Source organism: Microcoleus sp. A2-C3 (assembly GCF_036706065.1).
Classification (GTDB): domain Bacteria; phylum Cyanobacteriota; class Cyanobacteriia; order Cyanobacteriales; family Microcoleaceae; genus Microcoleus.
Genome location: NZ_JAUBVX010000016.1, coordinates 48,141 through 68,189 on the forward strand (window position 1 = coordinate 48,141; position 20,049 = coordinate 68,189).

At 43.3% G+C, this 20,049-nt stretch carries 16 protein-coding genes; 10 read left to right on the forward strand and 6 right to left on the reverse strand.

The features are described 5' to 3' along the window. Nucleotides 1-209 precede the first annotated feature (209 nt). Both QUB66_RS11440 and QUB66_RS11445 read right to left on the reverse strand, forming a co-directional pair. On the reverse strand, nt 210-3,260 hold the full coding sequence (locus QUB66_RS11440; RefSeq protein ID WP_332967757.1) for a tetratricopeptide repeat protein: 3,051 nt from the start codon (nt 3,258-3,260) through the stop codon (nt 210-212). Between the two features lie 245 nt (nt 3,261-3,505). Further along, the gene (locus QUB66_RS11445; protein ID WP_332967756.1) at nt 3,506-4,651 is read right to left on the reverse strand and encodes a hypothetical protein; all 1,146 of its coding nucleotides are present in this window, start codon (nt 4,649-4,651) and stop codon (nt 3,506-3,508) included. Nucleotides 4,652-4,934: 283 nt separating this feature from the next. Here QUB66_RS11445 and QUB66_RS11450 point away from each other — a divergent pair, with 283 nt between their 5' ends. Further along, nucleotides 4,935-5,639, forward strand: a complete 705-nt coding sequence (locus tag QUB66_RS11450; protein ID WP_265234407.1) for a hypothetical protein — start codon at nt 4,935-4,937, stop codon at nt 5,637-5,639. 815 nt (nt 5,640-6,454) lie between these two features. On the opposite strand, the gene QUB66_RS11455 is transcribed toward QUB66_RS11450, so the two are convergent. Further along, entirely contained in the window at nt 6,455-6,904 is a 450-nt protein-coding gene (locus tag QUB66_RS11455) for an NADAR family protein (protein ID WP_332967755.1), read from the reverse strand. A gap of 239 nt (nt 6,905-7,143) precedes the next feature. On the opposite strand from QUB66_RS11455, the gene QUB66_RS11460 reads away from it, so the two are divergent. The 7 genes from QUB66_RS11460 to QUB66_RS11490 all read left to right on the forward strand — a co-directional run bounded on the left by QUB66_RS11460 (nt 7,144) and on the right by QUB66_RS11490 (nt 12,923). Then, the gene (locus QUB66_RS11460) at nt 7,144-8,223 is read left to right on the forward strand and encodes a dipeptide epimerase (protein ID WP_265234405.1); all 1,080 of its coding nucleotides are present in this window, start codon (nt 7,144-7,146) and stop codon (nt 8,221-8,223) included. An 81-nt stretch (nt 8,224-8,304) separates the two neighbouring features. After that, nucleotides 8,305-9,072: a Uma2 family endonuclease gene (locus tag QUB66_RS11465; protein ID WP_265234404.1), complete on the forward strand. Its 768-nt coding sequence runs from the start codon at nt 8,305-8,307 to the stop codon at nt 9,070-9,072. Between the two features lie 78 nt (nt 9,073-9,150). Continuing rightward, a complete protein-coding gene (locus QUB66_RS11470; RefSeq protein ID WP_332967752.1) occupies nt 9,151-10,200 on the forward strand; it encodes a DUF1611 domain-containing protein in 1,050 nt (349 codons plus the stop codon). 43 nt (nt 10,201-10,243) lie between these two features. After that, the gene (locus QUB66_RS11475; RefSeq protein WP_332967750.1) at nt 10,244-10,879 is read left to right on the forward strand and encodes a type I restriction endonuclease; all 636 of its coding nucleotides are present in this window, start codon (nt 10,244-10,246) and stop codon (nt 10,877-10,879) included. Further along, entirely contained in the window at nt 10,876-11,346 is a 471-nt protein-coding gene (locus QUB66_RS11480) for a GNAT family N-acetyltransferase (RefSeq protein ID WP_332967749.1), read from the forward strand. Before QUB66_RS11475 ends, QUB66_RS11480 begins: the two co-directional genes overlap by 4 nt. A 907-nt stretch (nt 11,347-12,253) precedes the next feature. After that, a complete protein-coding gene (locus tag QUB66_RS11485; protein ID WP_332967747.1) occupies nt 12,254-12,541 on the forward strand; it encodes an NfeD family protein in 288 nt (95 codons plus the stop codon). Between the two features lie 94 nt (nt 12,542-12,635). After that, the gene (locus tag QUB66_RS11490; protein WP_265234400.1) at nt 12,636-12,923 is read left to right on the forward strand and encodes an NfeD family protein; all 288 of its coding nucleotides are present in this window, start codon (nt 12,636-12,638) and stop codon (nt 12,921-12,923) included. Between the two features lie 132 nt (nt 12,924-13,055). On the opposite strand, the gene QUB66_RS11495 is transcribed toward QUB66_RS11490, so the two are convergent. After that, nucleotides 13,056-14,198, reverse strand: coding sequence for an Rpn family recombination-promoting nuclease/putative transposase (locus QUB66_RS11495; protein ID WP_332967745.1), 1,143 nt, complete (start codon nt 14,196-14,198; stop codon nt 13,056-13,058). A gap of 226 nt (nt 14,199-14,424) precedes the next feature. On the opposite strand from QUB66_RS11495, the gene QUB66_RS11500 reads away from it, so the two are divergent. After that, the gene (locus QUB66_RS11500) at nt 14,425-15,747 is read left to right on the forward strand and encodes a DUF4041 domain-containing protein (protein ID WP_332967743.1); all 1,323 of its coding nucleotides are present in this window, start codon (nt 14,425-14,427) and stop codon (nt 15,745-15,747) included. 39 nt (nt 15,748-15,786) lie between these two features. On the opposite strand, the gene QUB66_RS11505 is transcribed toward QUB66_RS11500, so the two are convergent. Next, nucleotides 15,787-17,910, reverse strand: coding sequence for an SUMF1/EgtB/PvdO family nonheme iron enzyme (locus tag QUB66_RS11505; protein WP_332967741.1), 2,124 nt, complete (start codon nt 17,908-17,910; stop codon nt 15,787-15,789). Between the two features lie 39 nt (nt 17,911-17,949). After that, nucleotides 17,950-18,870, reverse strand: coding sequence for a hypothetical protein (locus tag QUB66_RS11510; protein ID WP_332967739.1), 921 nt, complete (start codon nt 18,868-18,870; stop codon nt 17,950-17,952). A 181-nt stretch (nt 18,871-19,051) separates the two neighbouring features. Between QUB66_RS11510 and glyQ the strand changes: the two genes are divergently transcribed. Then, nucleotides 19,052-19,930 carry a glycine--tRNA ligase subunit alpha gene (glyQ, locus tag QUB66_RS11515; RefSeq protein ID WP_265234394.1) on the forward strand — a complete coding sequence of 293 codons (879 nt, stop codon included), beginning with the start codon at nt 19,052-19,054 and terminating at the stop codon, nt 19,928-19,930. Nucleotides 19,931-20,049 lie beyond the last annotated feature (119 nt).

Genomic DNA, 20,049 nt, shown 5'->3' on the forward strand with positions numbered 1-20,049 from the left:
AGTATCATCAATTTCTATTTTATACCTATTTCAACAAAAACCATGTTCATGGGTTGGGGAAACCCGGCGGTTGAAACCGCGTCTACACACACAAAACCCGCCTCCGCGGGTTGAATTTCCTTTCTTCCGTCCGCGGAGGCGGACATCGTTTGTGTAGCCGCGATTTCCAATCGCCGGGGGCCTCAATCGTGACCGTAATTTCTAATCGCCTATTCTACTTTTCCTGACACCAACGGTTCTAATAGATTGCGTTCTTCAATGGGAAGTTCTAGCAAAACTCGTCTGTCGCCCTTGGTTTCTTTATAGCGGACAGCGGCATTCAGCAGGCGGATGGGAATTTGAAATTGTTCGTAGTTGCTGGTTTGTTCTTGCCACAATTCTAACCAAGTGCGGGCGGCTTTGTCGCTGACCATTTCTGACATTAGCGCGGGGATGTTTCGCACGATTCCCTGTCCTAAGACTGAGAGATTTTTGTGTTTTTCGTAAACTGCAATTAGGCTGGCGATGCGAGGTATCCATGTAGCTCGATCGTTCGTGTTCGCGAATATGTTGCTGATAATTAATTCGGCATCATCTGAATCTGCTTCATTATCGAGTTCTAGGCGTTTAAATGCGTCGTCTAAGGCGGTGATGCCTTCATTCCAACGATTCAATCCGAGAATGGCAATGGCGCGGTTGAAGAAAACAGATGCACCTTCCTTACCAAGTGCGATCGCTTTATCGCAAGATATTAAAGCTTCTTCATAGCGGCCGAGAATATCCAGCATCCAGCCTCGGCTAAACCAAGCCCACTTATCATTGGCATCAAGTTCGATCGCGCGATCGTAAGATACTAAGGCTTCATCGTAGCGTTTGAGGTTTTTGAGTACATCGCCTCGATTAGCCCAAGCCCACTGATAATTGGCATCTAGTTCGATCGCGCGATCTAAAGATACTAAGGCTTCATCGTAGCGTTTGAGGTTGTCGAGTACATCGCCTCGCATACGCCAAGCATACTGATAATTGGCATCCAGTTCGATCGCGCGATCTAAAGATACTAAGGCTTCATCATAGCGTTTGAGGTTGTCGAGTACATTGCCTCGCATACGCCAAGCCCACTTATTATTGGCATCTAGTTCGATCGCGCGATCGAAAGATACTAAGGCTTCATCATAGCGTTTGAGGTTGTCGAGTACATTGCCTCGGCTAAACCAAGCCCACTGATAATTGGCATCTAGTTCGATCGCGCGATCGTAAGATACTAAGGCTTCATCGTAGCGTTTGAGGTTGTCGAGTACATCGCCTCGATTAGCCCAAGCCCACTTATCATTGGCATCAAGTTCGATCGCGCGATCGCAAGCTATTAAAGCTTCTTCATAGCGGCCGAGATTATCCAGCGTCCAGCCTCGATTAGCCCAAGCCCACTGATAATTGGCATCTAGTTCGATCGCGCGATCGTAAGATACTAAGGCTTCTTCATAGCGTTTGAGGTTTTTGAGTAAATTGCATCGTAAAGCCCAAGCCAACTTATAATTGGCATCTAGTTCGATCGCGCGATCGTAAGATACTAAGGCTTCTTCATTGCGTTTTAGGTTTTCGAGTACAATACCTCGATCAGCCCAAGACGACTTACCATTGGGATCAAGTTCGATTGCGCGATCTAAGGAAATTAAGGCTTCATCATAGCGTTTAAGACTGTTAAATACATTGCCTTGATTAGCCCAAGCTCTCGCATAATTAGAATCAAGTTCGATCGCTTTATTTAAACACTCTAAAGCTTCATCAGACCGCTCTAGTCTATCCAAGCAGAATCCCTTTTCCGACCAATCCTTTGCCTCGCCACGACTTGTTACCAATTTTTCCGCATATTCTAAAGCAGAACCATCGTCTTTCTGTTCGCGACAATCTTCAATTGCCTCAAAATAAGCCTTACAACGCGGATCTTCCTCATTTCTTTCAATTGCCTCCAGCGCCCGCGTATAATATTCTCGTTCCATCAAAGCATCAGGTGGAATCGGTGGCAAATTTTGCCGATACTCAAAACGACTTTCCTTATCCGCAAAATCAACATCCGCCATCCTCAATCCCAATCGCTGCTGCAACTCTTCCCGCGTATACCAAACCCGCAAAAAATCCACCAACAATCTAATCGGTTCATTGCGCTGCTTCTTAACTTCCAAACAAAAACGCATCAGCGGTTCCCGCAATTCGTACCAAGACTCCCGCCCGATTTCTTCACTTTTCACATAACCCTTTTGCCGCAAATTTTTCAGTTGACTAGATGCAGTTTGGTGAGTGATAAAACAGCGTTTAGCAATTTCTTTTACCGAAACCGCGTGGCGCAAATCCGCCAAAAAATCAACAATCTTGCGCTGCTGATTTGAAATATATTTCATCCGATCCTGGTAATACGGCGTTAAATCGTCCAGCATCGCCATAAATGTTTCCACCAGTTTATTTAGAGACTCGCGGTTCACCAGAAAATCCGAGAAAACCATATAAATCCGGGGACTGCCGCCAGAAAGGAAATGCACAACTTTAATCCGATCTCGTCCCGTAGAATCTTGAATAAAAGATGCTAATTCGCTTTTCCCTTCCAAGCTAGCAATCTGATGCAACAAATTTACAGCATCATCGAGTTCTAATTCTTTTAAAGTATGAGTATAAAAAAAGCCGTAAAAAGGCTGATCGCGCGATTCAATGCCATCAAACAAACTTTGGGAAGTTGCCAAAATAGTCAAAAACCCATAAGTTTGAAGATAAGCCCTAAACTGCTTTTGTCCGATATCGCCCAACCCGCCAAATACATCATCCAAATTCTCGACAATCAACAGCAAAACGCGATTCCCAATAAAATCTCTCAACAATTGTGCCGCCACAGATTCAGCATCCTCCGGCGACTCATAAAGCCCTTCGACAGCATCGTGTAACTCGGCTTGATATTCGGCAGGATATTCTTTACCAATGGCGCGCAATATCGCAATCAACAAATCCAAGAAAGATGCTATCCCATATTCTTCTTCCCTCAGCCATGCAATGAGCAATTTATCCTGCAAATCCTCCATCTTAGAAACGCGGTGATAAATCAGAGAAACTAAGTGGGTTTTGCCAATGCCGCGCGGCCCGATTAGGAGTTGATAATGTTTGTTGGCTGTGAGGGCGCTTTCGCGGATGTTTTCTACTAAATAGTTTGCCAGTTTGTGACGCTGTACTAGGATTGCTTCGAGGGTTTCTGGTGCCATCAAGCTCGGAGTAAATCGTGAGATTAATGTGTTTTTCATGGATTGATTGTGTTGGTTTTTTAGGTAGTTCGCTTGTTGTTTAGGTTCGATCCCCCTAAATCCCCCTTAAGAAGGGGGACTTTGATCAGAATCTTGTCCCGCTAAAAAATGGGGCTTTGTATACTCTTGTCCCCCCCTTCTTAAGGGGGGCTAGGGGGGATCTAGACTTAAATACAAAGCAGAGAGACACAAATTTGAGTCTTGATTTGCCAATAATAAACACTGCATTTTGATACAAAAGAATCTCAACATCTTAAGGATTTCCAGTATTTTTGAATCAGCGCATACCGAAATTGATATCTGCCATCTTTCTTATAAAGATAATAATCCTGCTCCAAAAGTCTTAAAACTTTACGCGCCATTTCTTTATCTTGAGTTTCCGACTCTTGCTTGATACCAGCAAACAACTCATCAAAGGACAAAGAATCGCCCGCAGCCGCCAAAACATCAAGCAAATTTAGGGCATAAGGACGCTGTTTTTCATCGTAGTAAGTATCAACTCGCTCCCGATAATGTTCCATTTTCCAGGGATTCAGCGGGTCATCTAAACAATCAGCAATGACTTCCTCAATACCTGGCTTGTCCGCTGTACCACCGCGCAATTTGAGTTTAACAATTAAATGGTGAATGTAAAATGGAATATTACTTAATTCATCGGCGATCAAAACCGCACTTCCTTGAATATCCGGTGTAGCAATATTTTCGCCCTCAAGCAACTTGCGAGCTAAATTAGTTGCATCTTTATCGGATAGCGGCGGCACGTCTTGGACATACATATCATTAATCGGGTCGTTTGTATAACCAGCTTTTCTGAGAACATTCAGGACGTGATGCAAGCCAATTGAACCTGTATAAACCATTCTGACAGCCGGGTACGTCTGGCGGATATATCGCAAAGTATCGAGCAACTCCATCGCCGCTGCATCGCCAATATTACCGAGCATATACGGCATTTCATCCCAAAAGAAAATGACTGTACGGTCTTGATTTTCGACCAAATCTGCTATGGTTTGAGTCAGCAAATCTTGCCAATGGGTATTCGCAATGCTCGGTAACTTGACACCGCTAAATTCTGTCCCTCCCAGTTGAGTTAGGAATGCGCGAGCCTTCTTAGCATTGCGATTCAAACCTGTTAAATATTTTTCGACATCTTCAAAGACTTTCTCGACAAATCCTAAGGGCGATTTAATACCTTCTAAGTCACGATAAATCGGCAATTTATCTGCGGTAGCTTCCGCTTGCATTTTCTTAATTACTGAGGTTTTACCCATCCGGCGCTCGGCACTCAATATGACACTTTGCTGCTCTAAAATCCCCCACAAATCTACAATCAGCTTGTCTCTACCCATGACTTCTGCTGGTGCAATTGCTCCGCCTGGATTTGCTTTCATATTCTCTCCTTAATTATATTCGTAAAATCTACGTTGTTTTCATTGTACGTCAAATCCAACGTATATTCCGGTTAGACACACAAAATCAATCAAACTCTTGTGGGATGGGCCGAAGATCTCGTCCCCTCTCCTGTGGAATGAACCGAAGAACCCGTCCAAAAATCTTTTTGGATCTACGTCCCCAGGCAGAGCCAGGGAACTAGAAAAAACGCTATAAAAATCTGTAAAATATTCGTGTAGTTTTGTTACAATACGCAAAACTTGATATTTTAAACCACACTGGATGACCTTCTTCAACCCCTGTGAACCCCCGATCCGCTCCAAACAAGAACATCTCGATGTACAAGACCTCGCAGGCCTCTTGCGCCTCCACTGGAAAGTCGGAAATATTACTCTTTTCTCAGGATTTTATACCCGCATTGACCAAACTTTTCTGCTTTGGGCTTTGGTGACGGCGGGGATTTTTTTCACGGCTCAGTTTGTCCCGCTTAGTTGGAGCTTTCAGGCGATTCTGTGGTCAACTTTGACTCTAATTGGCACTGCGATCATGGCGGTTTTGACTTTATTTTGGGTAAAGGTTGAGCGTGTTAGCTGGATTCTTTACTCTTGGGCGATTTTGATGATTTCTGGTTTGGTGCTGACGGATTGCAGTATTTTTGCGAGTTGGGGATTTTGGTTGCTGCATCTGTGCGATTTGTGGTTGGGGTTGAGCGCGATCGGCTATTTTTGTACTGGGCTTGGTTTGCGATCGCGCACTTTTATGGCGATCGGGCTAACTCATCTATTTGCGATCGGATTATTGCCCTTTGTCGCACCTTGGCAGTATTTGACAACCGGAATTGTGATCGCAGGCTGTCTAATTTTACTGTCTGAGTTGCAGTGGGATATGCGATCGCCGATCGACAATTCTTTACTGACAGAAGAAGAAAAAGAATTCAACCGAATTCAACAGCAACGGCGGCAGTTCGGCGCGAATACAGCTAAATAACTCAAAAATCTTAACAGTCAGCAATCTTAAAATTTGGTTGCAACTCACTTAAGCTGCGAGTCCTAAACTTAAGTCTGAGGGAAGATTCCAAAAGTGCGATCGATCCCTTACTCAAAACCGACGGATCATCTTTTCGATCGAAAAAGTGTAAAGAATTCTGTACAACAGCTAACATTTTAGAGAAATCGCACAGAATAGAAACATACAACATAAATAAACAACAAACCTTAACCAGAACAGGTGTTTTGCTGTGTAACCTGTGAATCGCCAACCTAAGGAGAACGGTGTCCGGGAGGCGACTGGCGAACAATGCTGTACTTGCCACGCTCAAAGTGAATTACAGTTTCACAATAGTTGTTAAAACAAACAAGTGGTGCAGGGTTTTTACCGTTTCCCCTGCTTTACAGTCTCCTAGGAGAGGCTAAACCCTCTACTAGAACAGTCCGAGGAGATTGGCACACAATTCGAGAGTTGATCAGGTAAAATTTTGAGTTCGGTGTTTAAGAAAATTGAGGTAATGCTCCCTTAGCAGCCTCGCAGGACTTACTATTAAATAAGTCCTGCTTTAGTTTTGTGGAAAATTTTAGTTATGCTAGTCTTGGAAGCACGGATAGCCAGAAACCGGATTTTTTACGAAAATACTTTGTTACAGCCTACAATTCAGGTAAAAACCCCGGTTTCTTAGGTTGTGTTTTACCAGAAAGAATTGGTTTAAAGCCTCTCCCTTAAAGGCGAGAAATTAAAAGAAAACTATTCATTACTCCAATCCTCTTCCTTTTAGGTAGAGGTCGCTGTCAACTGTCAACTGTCAACTGTCAACTGAATGAAGTGCCTTTTCGCAAAATCTCTCGCACTTCCATTAAAATCTGTCCCAACATATTTTTGCCGCTGCCATCTTTCCCACAACCCCAATAATAATCTCCCGGTGCATTTTCGACAATTTCCTCTTCGCCAGTAGCGAGTAAAATTTCGCGAATATCGGCATGAGTTTCAAATTTGCGGAGTACAGCTTTTCGCATGGTATCGTCTTTGACTTGTTCCCAATCTTTGCGCAGGGGACGAGAGCGCTCGCGCCCCATCTTCGCAGCATCTTTCGGCGTTTTTGCTTGGCGAATTTGGTCGCAGTGTTCCGTTTGGGGAAACTTTTGTGCTTGAAAATAATGTTCGGTAGTCGGCCAGTGTTCTCCGTCTAACTCGAATCCGTGACGGGAAAAATTAGAGAAACTACCGTATTCGCTGCGAGTGCTGTAAAAGTAAATTGTCATAATATTTTGTGGTATTTTATGATTTACTACGCATTTTACACTACCTATAATTATGCCACAATCTACAATTGGCAATTGGTTTTTTTACAAATTTTTAGTAAAATAGTAAAAGTTTTTTTGATCAGAAATAATTGGTTTAAAGTCAACTGAGAGGGCGGGCACTCTTGGCACCGCCCCTATCAACTATCAACTGTCAACTGTCAACTGAATGAACTGCCATCCACTACTTATAACTAATCATGCAGCTTAAAATAGAAACCTTCACTGTCCGCAAGCGGTTTGCGCTTACCATCAGTCGCGGTACAACATCCCAAAGTACGAATTTGTGGGTCAAATTAGCCCATGAAGGTATCGAAGGTTGGGGAGAATCATCGCCCTTTTCTACAGGTGCTAAGCCACAAACTACCGAGAGTCTGCTAGTAGCTTTGCAGAAAGTTGCACCACTACTAGAAAAGTTTACTCCGTGCGATCGCCAAAAAGTCGAACAAATCTTCATCGAAGTCGAGTTACCCTCCGCCGCCCGCGCCGGCATCGACATGGCAATCCACGACTGGCTGGGCAAAAAAACAGGCTTGCCGCTGTGGAAAATGTGGGGATTAGATCGATCGCGCATCGTCCCCACATCCGTCACCATCGGCATAAATTCGCCGTCTGGAGCGAGAGACAGAGTGCGCGATTGGTTTGGCAAAAATGCGACAGAGCCCGCCAGCATCCAATACCGCGCCGTCAAAATTAAATTGGGCAATCCCGAAGGAATTGAAGCCGACAAAGCTATGTTAATCGCAGTGTTAGACGAAGCCCCAGCTAACATTCAAATCAGTGTTGATGCTAACGGTGGCTGGAGTTTAAAGGGCGCGATCGAAATGTGTCGCTGGCTGGAAAAATATAACATAAATTATGTCGAACAGCCGCTGTCACCAGTAGCAGATTTGGCTGAATTCGCAGAACTTTACCGTCAATCACCGCTGCCAATTTTTGCTGATGAAAGTTGTTTTAATAGTTCGGATATACCGAAGTTAGCACAATGCGTCCACGGCATCAATATCAAAATGATGAAATCCGGCGGATTGAGCGAAGCTATGCGGATGATTCACGCAGCAAAAGCCTGCAATTTGCAAGTGATGTTCGGCTGCTATTCCGATAGTGCGATCGCCAATACCGCAGCCGCACAACTTTCGCCCCTCGCTGATTACTTGGATTTGGACAGTCACTTAAATTTAATCGACGATCCTTTCACGGGTGCAAGCATAGAAAATGGGTGTTTGGTGCCAAACGGGCGATCGGGATTGGGAGTGCGGCGAATTGACATTGTAGAATAAAAGTATCGTTAAACAGTTGACAGTTGACAGTTGACAGTTGACAGTTGACAGTTGACAGATAAAAATAAATCTGGAGATAGTATGATACCAGTAGAATCAATTGGACAGGGAATCGATCGAGAAGCCAAGCTTTTCTTTGAAGAACACAAGCCGCCGACTGATTTAATTTTTGATGATGGTGCAGAAATGGAAAGCAACCGCCACCGTATAGCAATGACTGTTTTAATCCGTTCCTTAGAACAAGGTTTAGCTCACCGGAACGATTTTTTTGTCGGTGGTAATATGTTTATTTATTACAGCGTTAAACAGGTTCGGAATCAGGATTTTAGAGGGCCGGATTTTTTCGCTGTATTGGGTGTTGACGGCAATACTTCCCGACAAGGTTGGGTAGTCTGGGAAGAAAACGGACGTTACCCGGATGTCATTGTGGAACTGCTGTCGCCGTCAACGGCTAATCAGGATACAGGCAAAAAAAAGGATATTTACGAGCAGGTTTTTAGAACGCCTGATTACTTTGTATTCGATCCTTTCGATCCGAATTCTTTGCAGGGATGGCGTTTAGATGCCAACCTGCGCTATCAGCCGTTAGTGCCCGACGAGCGGGGTTGGCTGTGGTGCGAAACCCTAGGTTTTTGGTTGGGTACTTGGGAAGGAATTGTCGATCGAGAAACAGCAGTCTGGGCGCGTTTCTACGACGAGTCTGGCAATCTAATTCTGTTACCGGAGGAAGCTGCTCAACAGCAAGCGGAAGCTGCTCAACAGCAAGCAGAAGCTGCTCAACAGCGAGCCTCGCGATTAGAGGCCAGATTGCGAGAATTGGGAGAAGATCCGAATGCTTTAAACCAGTAATCGCAAATCATAGCGAATAATCAATTGTAGATTGTAGATTTAATCTACAATCTACAATCCGAGCTTAAAAGTGAACCAATGACTCAAAACTATCCTATCAAAAATGGCAAAGTTGCTATCTTGCTGCACGAGGGAATTCTCGGCTATTCCGGCAAAACAGGCTTAGCATTTTTGCGCTACAGCGCAGCACAAATTGTAGCAGTAATTGACCGCCAATGTACAGGAAAATCTTTGTCTGAATTAACTGGCATTCCTCAACAAGTACCGATTGTTGCTTCCGTTGCAGAAGCACTGCAATTTGTGCCGGATATTCTGCTAATTGGTATCGCTCCATCTGGCGGTGTTTTGCCCCCGGAATGGTTGCCAGAAATTAATCAAGCGGTAGCAGCAGGCTTGTCGGTTGTCAACGGTTTGCACGCGAAACTTGCACCTTTGATAACGGTTCCGTTAACCGAAAATCAATGGATTTGGGACGTGCGTCAGGAACCGGAAAATATCGGGGCGATCGCCTCTGCGGCCGCTGCTAAATTAAGCTGTCGCCGCGTGTTAACTGTCGGTACAGATATGAGCGTTGGCAAAATGTCAACCAGTTTGGAACTCAATCGCACTTGTTTGCAGCGGGGTTTGCGTTCCAAATTTTTAGCAACTGGACAAACGGGTTTAATGATTGGAAATGAAGGCATTGCTTTGGATGCAGTGCGAGTTGATTTTGCCGCCGGTGCAGTGGAACAAGCGGTGATAAAATTGGGTTCTGAATGCGATATTCTGCACGTAGAAGGGCAAGGTTCGCTACTGCATCCGGGTTCGACGGCGACTCTGCCGCTGTTGCGTGGTACGCAGCCAACTCACTTAATTTTAGCGCACCGAGCCGGACAAATTCACCTTCGCCATCACCCGCACGTATCGATTCCGAGTTTGTCGAAAGTGGTTGAATTGTACGAAATGGTGGCTGCGGCTGCGGGTGCTTTTGTTGGGGCCAAAGTGAGCGCGATCGCCCTTAACACTCATCACTTAAATGAGGCAGATGCGCTGTTAGCAATAGCTGAAATTCAAGCACAAACGCGATTGCCTTGTACCGATCCGGTGCGGTTTGGCGCGGAGGTGTTGCTGGGGGCGATCGCCAATTGATATGCTACAATAAGTTACAACTAGCTAAGAGCTACAAAAAACTATGACACAAAGCATTCAAGCAAAAACACTCACATTGGGTGATGTTCAAACTAAATTTAATCTACAGTTGTCTGAAGACGAGCAATTCTTCCGAGAATGGATTGATGATTTGCCAGAAATCGGGGACGCAGAAAAGCGATCACTCGACAAAGTAAAAGCAGGCTATATCAACAGTACCTCATTCCCTTTCCTAGAAGATACTGTAAAAATGGTGGTACTAGCTCCTTTGCTATTTGTAGCAGATTTTTTCCTGACTCCCTTTCACATAGAATGTGAAAAATCTGTTGAACTGATTGTCGAAGATGAAGATATAATTGTTAGGGGCAGCATAGATGTCCTATTATTGCTGCAATCTTTTTGGATCGTGGCGATCGAAGCCAAGCGATCGCAATATTCCGTTGAAGCTGGACTTCCTCAATTACTATCTTATATGCTGAATGACCCAAATTCAGAACAACCAACGTTTGGGCTTCTGACCAATGGCAGCAGTTTCCGATTCATCAAAGTGACTAAACAAGATACACCGCAGTATGCTTTATCTAAGTTGTTTGATATTCGGAACCCCGGAAACGAACTTTACGAAGTTTTTCGCATTTTCAAACGAATCGCTGCTGTAGTTTCCAGCTATAACTCATGATTGCAAGTTCTGTTTCTTTACCGTCAGAATGCGTTCTACGCCAAGCGTCGGAGCAAGATATCAAATCAATTAGAAAGTTAGTCTGGAGTGCCAAACTCGATCCTACTCAGTTGCGCTGGGAGCAATTCTGGCTTATTGAATGTGAGGGAAAATTGGCTGCTTGCGGACAGTTGCGAAACTTTTCCGGCGCGCAAGAGTTGGGTAGTTTGGTGGTGGCGAAGGATTGGCGCGATCGCGGTTTGGGCATTTATCTCACAAAACATTTAATTCAACAGGCTACAAAACCACTATACTTAGAATGTTTGGGGACGCGACTTGCAGCATTTTATACTCGCTTTGGTTTTGTAGAAGTTTCCGTGCAAGATTTGCCGCAGTCGCTTAAATTTAAGTTCGGTTTGTCTCAGTTAGCTAAAATTTTATTCAGAATTCCTGTAACAATTATGCAGTATCGAGAAAGTTTTTTATAAGTATGACTTTTATGAATTTAAGATTCTGAATTTATGAATTGATTTTAATTTCGACTTGTTCCATAATTGCGATTACAGGGCTAAAGCTAAAAAGTGGTTTTGTACGCTACTTATAGGATTCGCGGTGCGCAGTGCACACCCTACATATAGAGATTATGCGTCTCAGACTCGATTGCAGGGTGCGATCGACCTGCATTCATCAAAAACTTCTACCTCATCAGACTCGATCGCACTTGCATTCGTCACTACAAACCCATAACGGGTACTTTACTGGAGATGGTGTCAGTGATGGACTAGATATATATGGATCTTCCTGATGGGGCTACAGAGATTGCGTAAGTTCAGAGTTCACAGCCTGCGGTAGTCCACTTTGCTAAATTGGCACAACCACCAGCCAAAATATTAGCCTCAAACTATTGATTAATCGTTGTTTTGCCGTTGCTTACTGTCCTGTGCCAGTACCAGAGACGGAAAGTGGAATGGCGATCGCACCACATACCTTCGACTTTTTATAAATTAGTAAGTGTAAAGCAAGCGAGTCACAACCGATTCAAAAAATCATCAAACCCAAAAATAAAACATTTTCACAGCAGCAGTAATGCGGAATCAGCCAAGCGCTAATGTAGCTAACAACATCTACCAGTGAGACAAATCCCAGCAACTAATCGACAGCTAAATCCTTAATTCAATACCTCGGAATTACTCAATTTAGACTCCCCGCAACCGCCGCTCAAATCCCCCAAAAAAATCAAAAAGTTTTGGTTTTTGATCCGGATGGAAGCACCCCAGACAAGAACAATGAAATATCTGGGAAATTAATCAATCTCAACCAGGAAATGCAGCCTCTCAAATAGCATAAACAGACAATTACACATCCATATATTTTAACACAACAGGAGTAAATATCATGTTCAACGTAATAAAAGCTTTCGGCTCGATCTTCTCTACTCAAGGATACAACCCCGCCAACAATATGTTAATCAAAAATTACGTCAACACCAATTTTCACTACTTCAACGAAGAAGCAGTCGTCGATGAATCGATTTACCCGAATCAAACAGGTCGCGTCCGCTTTCAAGGTAGCTGGTGGCCCGCACGGTGCGATCGCCAAATCACCCTCACACCGGGAGACACTGTTTATGTCATCGGCGTTGACAGCATCACTCTGTTAGTTTCCCTCGCTCCCGCCGACTAATTCAGAGCATCTAAAAACAGGAAATGCAGCCTTTTAAATAGCAGAAATAGCATCTAAAAATTCCCTATATTTTAACACAAAAGGAGTCAATAAAATGTTCAATTTAGCAAAAGCTTTCGGTTCTATTTTTTCTATTCACACCTACAGCACAGCCAATAATATGTTAATCGACAACTACATCAATACCAATTTTCACTACTTCAACGAAGAAGCAGTCGTCGATGAATCGATTTACCCGAATCAAACAGGTCGCGTCCGCTTCCAAGGTAGCTGGTGGCCCGCACGGTGCGATCGCCAAATCACCCTCACACCCGGAGACACTGTTTATGTCATCGGCGTTGACAGCATCACTCTGTTAGTTTCCCTCACTCCCGCCGACTAAACTAGAAAGTAATCTCAACTTTTTCACTGTCTGAGCCCCGACTTCTTGAAGAAGTCGGGGCTCAGACTATTCTGTTTATTAGAAATTAGGAGACGGCAGTGCCGTTTCCCTACAATATTATCGAATATCGCGCTACAATGAAATGGCATTTTTGAGAGCTTGTTTGTTGAGGCGATCGCCAATTTGAGATTCGCTACTTTCTCCGCTGACTGCTGCTTTTTCTGATGCCTTAGCCGGCGGTAGTGGTTCGAGCAGTTTGGCTTGAGCTTCCTGAATTGAAGGGTAATTTTCAGCCCAGGATGAAATAGCTTCTGAAAGGAGATCAATCTCATCGGATAAGGGTTCGATTAGCTGCGCTAGTTCGGTTAATTGTTCGGCCCCGAAGAGCGATCGCTGCTGAGTTAATAGTTCGATAAATGAGTCGATATTTTGTTCGGGGAGTGACATCGATTCGCGTTGGATTTTGTGAATTGTTTGCCCAACAAATTCGAGAGACAAATCTAATAATTGCGCGATCGTCTCTAAATTTATCCCCAACCCTATCGTGCGACGAATGGCTTCTAACTTCGCCTGCTGCTCACCTTGTTCGAGTCCTTGTTCGAGTCCTTCTTCTAAACCTTCTTGCTTGACTTCTTGATAAAATCTGGTTTGTCTGAGTTCGCTTAAATTCAACATGGCGGCAATTTCCTCGCGGCTTTTCTGGGGGAGTTTGTAGACAATAATTGTTTCGATGAGGCTGATTAAATCGCGTAGAATGGTTGGATCGGACAACTGCTGTCGAGCCATTGCGATCGACTGCCGTGCTTGTTCTGCTGCTGTCTCTGCTGGCTCGATTACCAGTTTAACAACTTTCACTCCCAGCGATCGATCTGCGGCTTCTGGCAATTCATCGAGGTAAATCCGTTGTACCCGCTGACTGGTTAGGAGTTCCTGAAATTGCAGCATCTGTTCGTGTTCGATGCGGCGGCTGGGATAGATGACAACCACGCGCCAAGGATTGAGGGGTTTGTATTGTCGCAGATAGAGAAAGAGTTCGCCAAAGATGCGGTAGTACAAGTCGGGATCTGGTTGAAACTGAACTTCCGCCAAGTAAAATGGTTTTTCCGGTGCTTCGGTTGTGGGCAGAAATAACCCATCGATGCGGAATGCGAGTTGTTTGATTTCGCGGGAGGTGAATTCATAGGCGGCGGCTTCGTCTGGAGGGCGATCGATTAGTTCAAAGAAGAAGCTGGGAAATTCTTGAAACAGGCTGTAGAAAATGGTGTCTGTTTTCATGAGTTGTCGATGGGAATCGAAGATAGATATTATACCATGCCAAGATTGGTAAATGCGATCGCCTATCTGTAACGCTTGCCCCAGAACTGAATATCCTGTAAACTAGGTTAATAACGCATAAGTAAAAATATTGAGTCAAATGTTGTCAACACCTCTTCTGTTAACCACGATAGTAGCCTTGGTTGGTATATCATTAATAATCTACCTGACTATAGCGTTTATCCAAATGCGACACGATCGGGATTCGCTTAGACAGGCTCTGAGTAAGTATCAGAGTTTAACTTCCAGGGAAGAAACAGAAAAGCAACTAGATTCAAACATTCAGTTAAAACAAAACGAGCTACAAGAACTGGATGTACAACAGGAAGCCATAAGAACATCTATCAAAAACTTACAATCTAAACTGCGTGAACTTGAGGCTAAAGAGTATTTGATATCTATAGAGGCTTACGAACCAAAATATGATTTTATAAAGTCTGGAGATTATCTACAACAATTAGGAGACGTTGAAAAAAGACAGCTAAAAATGCAACGCAATAACGAAGCTTTTATTTCTAATACTCCCTGGAGTATAGGAGAAGGTAAACAAGGAGAAAATGAAGGTAAAAAAATGATAAAAAACCTCTTAAAAATGATAGAATTTGTATTTGAAGAACAGTGCAAGTATGTTTGCAAAGAAGTTACATATAAAAACCTTGACAATTTAAAGCAGAAGATAAATAACTATTGTGACAAGATTAATAGGTATTTGCAAAAAATAGACTGTAAGATTTCCGAAGAGTATTTAAGTCTTAAATTGATACAGCTAGATATCGAGTATGAATTAGAATATATAAAAGAGAAAGAAAAAGCAAGAGAAAGAGCAATCAAAGAACAGATGGCACAAGAAAAAAAAGAGCGCATAAAAATGGAAAAGGCGCAACAAGAAGCTGAAGAAGCTGAGCAAAGAGAAAGGCAATATCAAGAAGAGCTTGTAGGTCTAGAAAAGAAAAAAGTTGCTGGTTTACAGCCAGAAGAATATGAGAGTCAAAGTAAATATCTTAAAGAGGGGCTTTCTCAAGCTCAAACAGATAAAGAAAAAGCTAAAGAAAAAGTTATTTCATATTCCAGAATGCTCAAGTCTGGTTACATTTATGTCATTTCAAATATTGGTTCTCTCGGACGAGATGTATATAGGATATTTATGACGAAGAATAGTGACCCAGATGTATATATCAGAACCATGAATCCTTACGTTCCATTCCCCTTTGATATTCATTATAAGATTGTTTCAGACGATGCTTCAGCCACAATACAGCATTTTCATGAGCAGTTTTATGATAGAAGAGTGAATATAGAAAATGAAAGAAGAGAGTTTTTTAGGGTTTCATTCAATGAAATTGAGCAAATTGTACAAGAACTTGAGCGAGAGACTGGGACTTTGACGATTGAAAAATGTGAAAGAGTACCTCAAGCCTACGAATACCACAGAACTAAAGTAGCAGAACGAAGAAAATCAGATGATACAACCTTAATCGACGCATATATAGATGAAGATGAGATAGCTTAGGAATAGTAACGACATAAAAACATATTGGAATATAGTCAGCTATAAAGAGCGAACAATCCTGAAACCAATATTTTGAGATGGTTTGTTGGTATTATTGTACCAGCGGCTGGCAGAACGACATCGTAAGGGTTCATTACGCCACGAACCACCACGGATTACATGAGTTTGATTTTCGCTACCATCTAGCCATTCATCTCCATTGGTAGGTGCACCATCATAACTTTTATGCCAGCTATCTAAACACCATTCCAATACGTTGCCATGCAGATCAAATAGTCCAAAGTTATTGGAAATCTTGAAATAACCTACAGGAGTTGTTTTCTGTAAATAGATACCTTTAGGTTCAGAGGCATAGACATAGCTACCATCGTAATTAGCTAAGTTGCTAGTAATCGTTTCGCCAAAGTGAAAAGGAGTTGTAGTTCCAGCACGACAGGCGTATTCCCACTCTGCTTCGCTAGGAAGACGATACTCGTGACCTATTTTTTGAGATAACCGATCGCAAAACTCAATGGCATCATACCAAGAAACATTAGTAACTGGATGTTTTTTTCCTCCTAAGTTTGAGGGACGAAGTTTGAGCTTTTGATGGACTTCTTCTTTTACACAAGCAATTTCTCTCCATTGTGCTTGTGTAATTGGTGTCTTACTCATCAGAAATGGTTTAACTGTAACTGAATGTTGAGGTCTTTCATTAGTGTATCGCTTGCCTTCAGATTCCGATGAACCCATTAAAAATTCTCCTCCCGGAATAACAACCATTTCTAACATTACCCCATTCCCTAAATCTTCGATAAGGCATTGAGTCTGCTTTGGATAACTACTAATCTTTTCACCTTGAGCATCTATTGTCACCGTTATAAATTCAAAGGCTTGAGTTCCCGGAATTGATGGGATAATCAACTTGGTATTTTGTTGTTCCTCCAAACCCTCTATCCCTTGCCTGGGAGTAGAAATTATAGGTAATTTCTGCTGCTGTCTAGTGACTTGTAACTGGGTTGGAAACTCTTCTAGATTGTTACTGTTGTTCGATTTATCGTCACGTTTGAATAGATAGCCATCTTGCACGCGCATAAAGATGACAGGGGTAGCAAAATCCCGTTTATGACATTGTGTTGGGCCCAAAGCGATCGCCCGTCGTCCATATTGAGCTGCAATATCCACCGGATCTCCTTGCGCTAACTTTTGATAAAACTGGCGAGAAAATCGACTGGCAGTAATATTAGTCACTTGATACTGCATTGCTACAACCACGGGAATATTTTGCTGAACCACCCTGGAGGCCACACCTACAAAAGCCTGGGATGCAGACAGCATTCCTCCTTCACAAGCTTGCAGCATCACTACACCAGGTCGGTGTTGATTAAACAGTTCGCTGAAGTAATCGGCATCAACCCACATCGCTTCCTCAAACGCTGGGTCAACAAACGCAATTTGCCCTATTTCCCGATTATTTTCGTTTACCAAACGCCCGTGACCGATAAAGTGGAAAATATGCGGCTTTTTTGCCAAAACTGCATCCACCGTTTCAGGATTAGCTGACTTGAGGATTGGCAATAATTCTACTCTATCTGCTAGTTCTAGCGCGAGTTTTTCCAAAGCCTCTTGCACTGGTTCGTAAGCGACTGAAGATAAATCTGGATCTTGAGGTGCAGAAATCGCCAGTGCAATCCTCAGCTTTTCATCTTTTTGTAACTGAATTGGAGCGGCTGGAATCCACTGCGATCGACGGCGAGAGAATGCCAAATCTGGAACCGTTCCGAGCCAAATTGTGCCTAAATTTGCTCGTGCAGGCACGCACATGAACTCCCAAGGAAGTGCAGCAATCTCAGGCATTCCCTGTTCATCAATGTCCAATTCTACTCGCAACAGTTGCTTTTCCTGCTGCACAACCAGGTGATAAAAATTCACAAAGTCTTGAAGCAGCCTATCATCAAATAGGATCTCAAACAAAACTTCTCCGATCGCTCGTGTTTGACTGGGACTCTGCAACTCATCATTGCGTGCAGTTGCTAGCATTGGTGTAATCTCTGCTAGCTTATCTTGATATCGGAATATTCCAGATGGTTCACCGAATGGTTCATGTTTATCATTCCATTTTTGTACCTGCACGCGCTCGTAGTTGGCAACACGAATTCGATAAGTCCAGTAAGCTTTTGTCATTGATATTTATGATATAATAGTGAATTAGTACCTGATTTTCTAGCCTTTAGTAGTTGCCTTTGGTAGAATTAGCGACCATTCTTTATTTGCAATTCGAGCAAACTGAATCGCAGCTTCATCTTTACGCCGCAGTAGATTCTTGAAGCGATCTGATAATTCGCTAAACACATCACGCACATCGGCAGTCAGCCACTTCATATTGGGTTCGGCCCAGGCAATCCCTCGCAAATTAATCGATTCTGTTCCTTTAGGCACTTTGAAAACTACTGCAAATTTTGCTGTTCCGACTTTTTGAATTTCCTCGTTTTGGATGCGCCAATAACAAGTGGAACTCCCGTCACCTACGGCAGTAACCTCAGCATGACTCAGTTCGTATTTATATTCAGGAAGCGCTAGAAATGCTTTGAGTTCATTCTTATTTGCTGCATTGGTTTTTAGCTCACCCGGAAGCAGATTTGTAAGTTCACCTAGCCAAGCGCTGTCTACTCCAGCACTCCATTCGAGGTTTCCATTTAGCCCGATGTCCATACCAACCCCAAAATTCATCACAGTTCGCCACTGCTGATTGGGAAAAATGCTCTGAATAATTGGCTCGTTACTACCTTTGGGATGGAAATCGAGCTGACAGATTAACCGCCTGAATTGAGCGCCGGGTTGGGGACGCAAATCCACTGTTAGTGTCATGTAATAAAAATCATACTGAGTCTGCATCTGCTGTTTATAAATGCCAATTAATTCAGTCCCACTTTCTTTAAATGTTTCCTCTGTAAGTAAGGTCAACCTATCTTGCGGATTGCCAAAGCTGACCTGAGTTTTCAATAGACTCTCAACGGCTGCTGCACCTGTACCAAGTTTTGTCCCTCCAGCTAGCGTTCCTTCCCACTTTTGCACCTCTTGAAGGAGGTCTGACAGCAGGGTATCGGTTTCTTGGATGTTAGGCAGGGATAGGTTATCGGTCATCTTAGGTATCTCTGGTGGTGATTAGCATATTTTACCTACAAGCAAGGTGATTTCTGGAAATTGTAAAAGTATCTTTATCATTGTGAGTTGCTGGAAACTGTACGTAGGAGCGATCGCCATAAATCCGCCACTCCTAGTATGCTTAAATAAGTTTAGACACCTACTAACTAGATTTAAACCAGTGAACTTTCAATCAATCATTGCCACCTTAAACAAATTCTGGAGCGATCGAGGCTGCCTGATCGCCCAATCCTACGACACAGAAAAAGGTGCAGGAACCATGAATCCCCACACCTTTCTCAGAGCAATTGGCCCCGAACCTTGGTCTGTAGCCTACGTCGAACCCTGTCGCCGCCCCACTGACGGACGTTATGGCGAAAATCCTAACCGCTTCCAACATTACTATCAATATCAAGTCCTGATTAAACCTTCTCCTCCTAACATTCAAGAAGTTTATTTAGACTCGCTGAGAGCATTAGGAATTCGCCCGGAAGACCATGACATTCGGTTTGTAGAAGACAACTGGGAATCGCCAACCCTCGGAGCTTGGGGTGTGGGCTGGGAAGTCTGGCTTGACGGGATGGAAATTACCCAATTTACCTATTTTCAACAGTGCGGTAGCATAGATTGTCGCCCGGTATCTATTGAGATTACCTACGGGCTAGAACGCCTCGCCATGTATCTCCAAGAAGTTGATGCGATGACCAAAATTCAGTGGAAAGATGGTATAACTTACGGTGATGTTTTCCTGCAAGGGGAAATAGAACAGTGTACTTATAACTTTGAAGCTTCTAATCCTGAATTGTTGTTTACTTTGTTTGGATTGTACGAGCAAGAAGCTGAACAATTAACACAAAAAGGCTTAGTTTTGCCTAGTTTAGATTATGTGCTAAAATGTTCTCACACTTTTAATTTGCTTGATGCTAGGGGTGTGATTTCGGTGACGGAAAGAACTCGCTACATTACCAAGATTAGGAATTTGGCGCGCCGGGTTGCTCAGCTTTATTTGGAACAGCGCGAACATCTGGGTTTTCCTTTGGATAAAGCTGTGAAGGTTTGAAAAGGAAAAGGATAACGACACGGATACACCGATGAATTTAGTTGCGATCGTCCTCGACTCATACCAATTTTATAGGTCGTTGCATAGAATTCCGATCCCCCCTAACCCCCCTTAATAAG

Coding starts and splice junctions, on each gene's coding strand:
- QUB66_RS11455 (WP_332967755.1), bottom strand. CDS start 6,904: ATGACAATTTACTTTTACAGCACTCGCAGCGAATACGGTAGTTTCTCT.
- QUB66_RS11460 (WP_265234405.1), top strand. CDS start 7,144: ATGCAGCTTAAAATAGAAACCTTCACTGTCCGCAAGCGGTTTGCGCTT.
- QUB66_RS11490 (WP_265234400.1), top strand. CDS start 12,636: ATGTTCAATTTAGCAAAAGCTTTCGGTTCTATTTTTTCTATTCACACC.
- QUB66_RS11495 (WP_332967745.1), bottom strand. CDS start 14,198: ATGAAAACAGACACCATTTTCTACAGCCTGTTTCAAGAATTTCCCAGC.
- QUB66_RS11510 (WP_332967739.1), bottom strand. CDS start 18,870: ATGACCGATAACCTATCCCTGCCTAACATCCAAGAAACCGATACCCTG.
- QUB66_RS11450 (WP_265234407.1), top strand. CDS start 4,935: ATGACCTTCTTCAACCCCTGTGAACCCCCGATCCGCTCCAAACAAGAA.
- QUB66_RS11465 (WP_265234404.1), top strand. CDS start 8,305: ATGATACCAGTAGAATCAATTGGACAGGGAATCGATCGAGAAGCCAAG.
- QUB66_RS11485 (WP_332967747.1), top strand. CDS start 12,254: ATGTTCAACGTAATAAAAGCTTTCGGCTCGATCTTCTCTACTCAAGGA.
- QUB66_RS11445 (WP_332967756.1), bottom strand. CDS start 4,651: ATGAAAGCAAATCCAGGCGGAGCAATTGCACCAGCAGAAGTCATGGGT.
- QUB66_RS11480 (WP_332967749.1), top strand. CDS start 10,876: ATGATTGCAAGTTCTGTTTCTTTACCGTCAGAATGCGTTCTACGCCAA.
- QUB66_RS11440 (WP_332967757.1), bottom strand. CDS start 3,260: ATGAAAAACACATTAATCTCACGATTTACTCCGAGCTTGATGGCACCA.
- QUB66_RS11500 (WP_332967743.1), top strand. CDS start 14,425: ATGCGACACGATCGGGATTCGCTTAGACAGGCTCTGAGTAAGTATCAG.
- QUB66_RS11470 (WP_332967752.1), top strand. CDS start 9,151: ATGACTCAAAACTATCCTATCAAAAATGGCAAAGTTGCTATCTTGCTG.
- QUB66_RS11505 (WP_332967741.1), bottom strand. CDS start 17,910: ATGACAAAAGCTTACTGGACTTATCGAATTCGTGTTGCCAACTACGAG.
- QUB66_RS11475 (WP_332967750.1), top strand. CDS start 10,244: ATGACACAAAGCATTCAAGCAAAAACACTCACATTGGGTGATGTTCAA.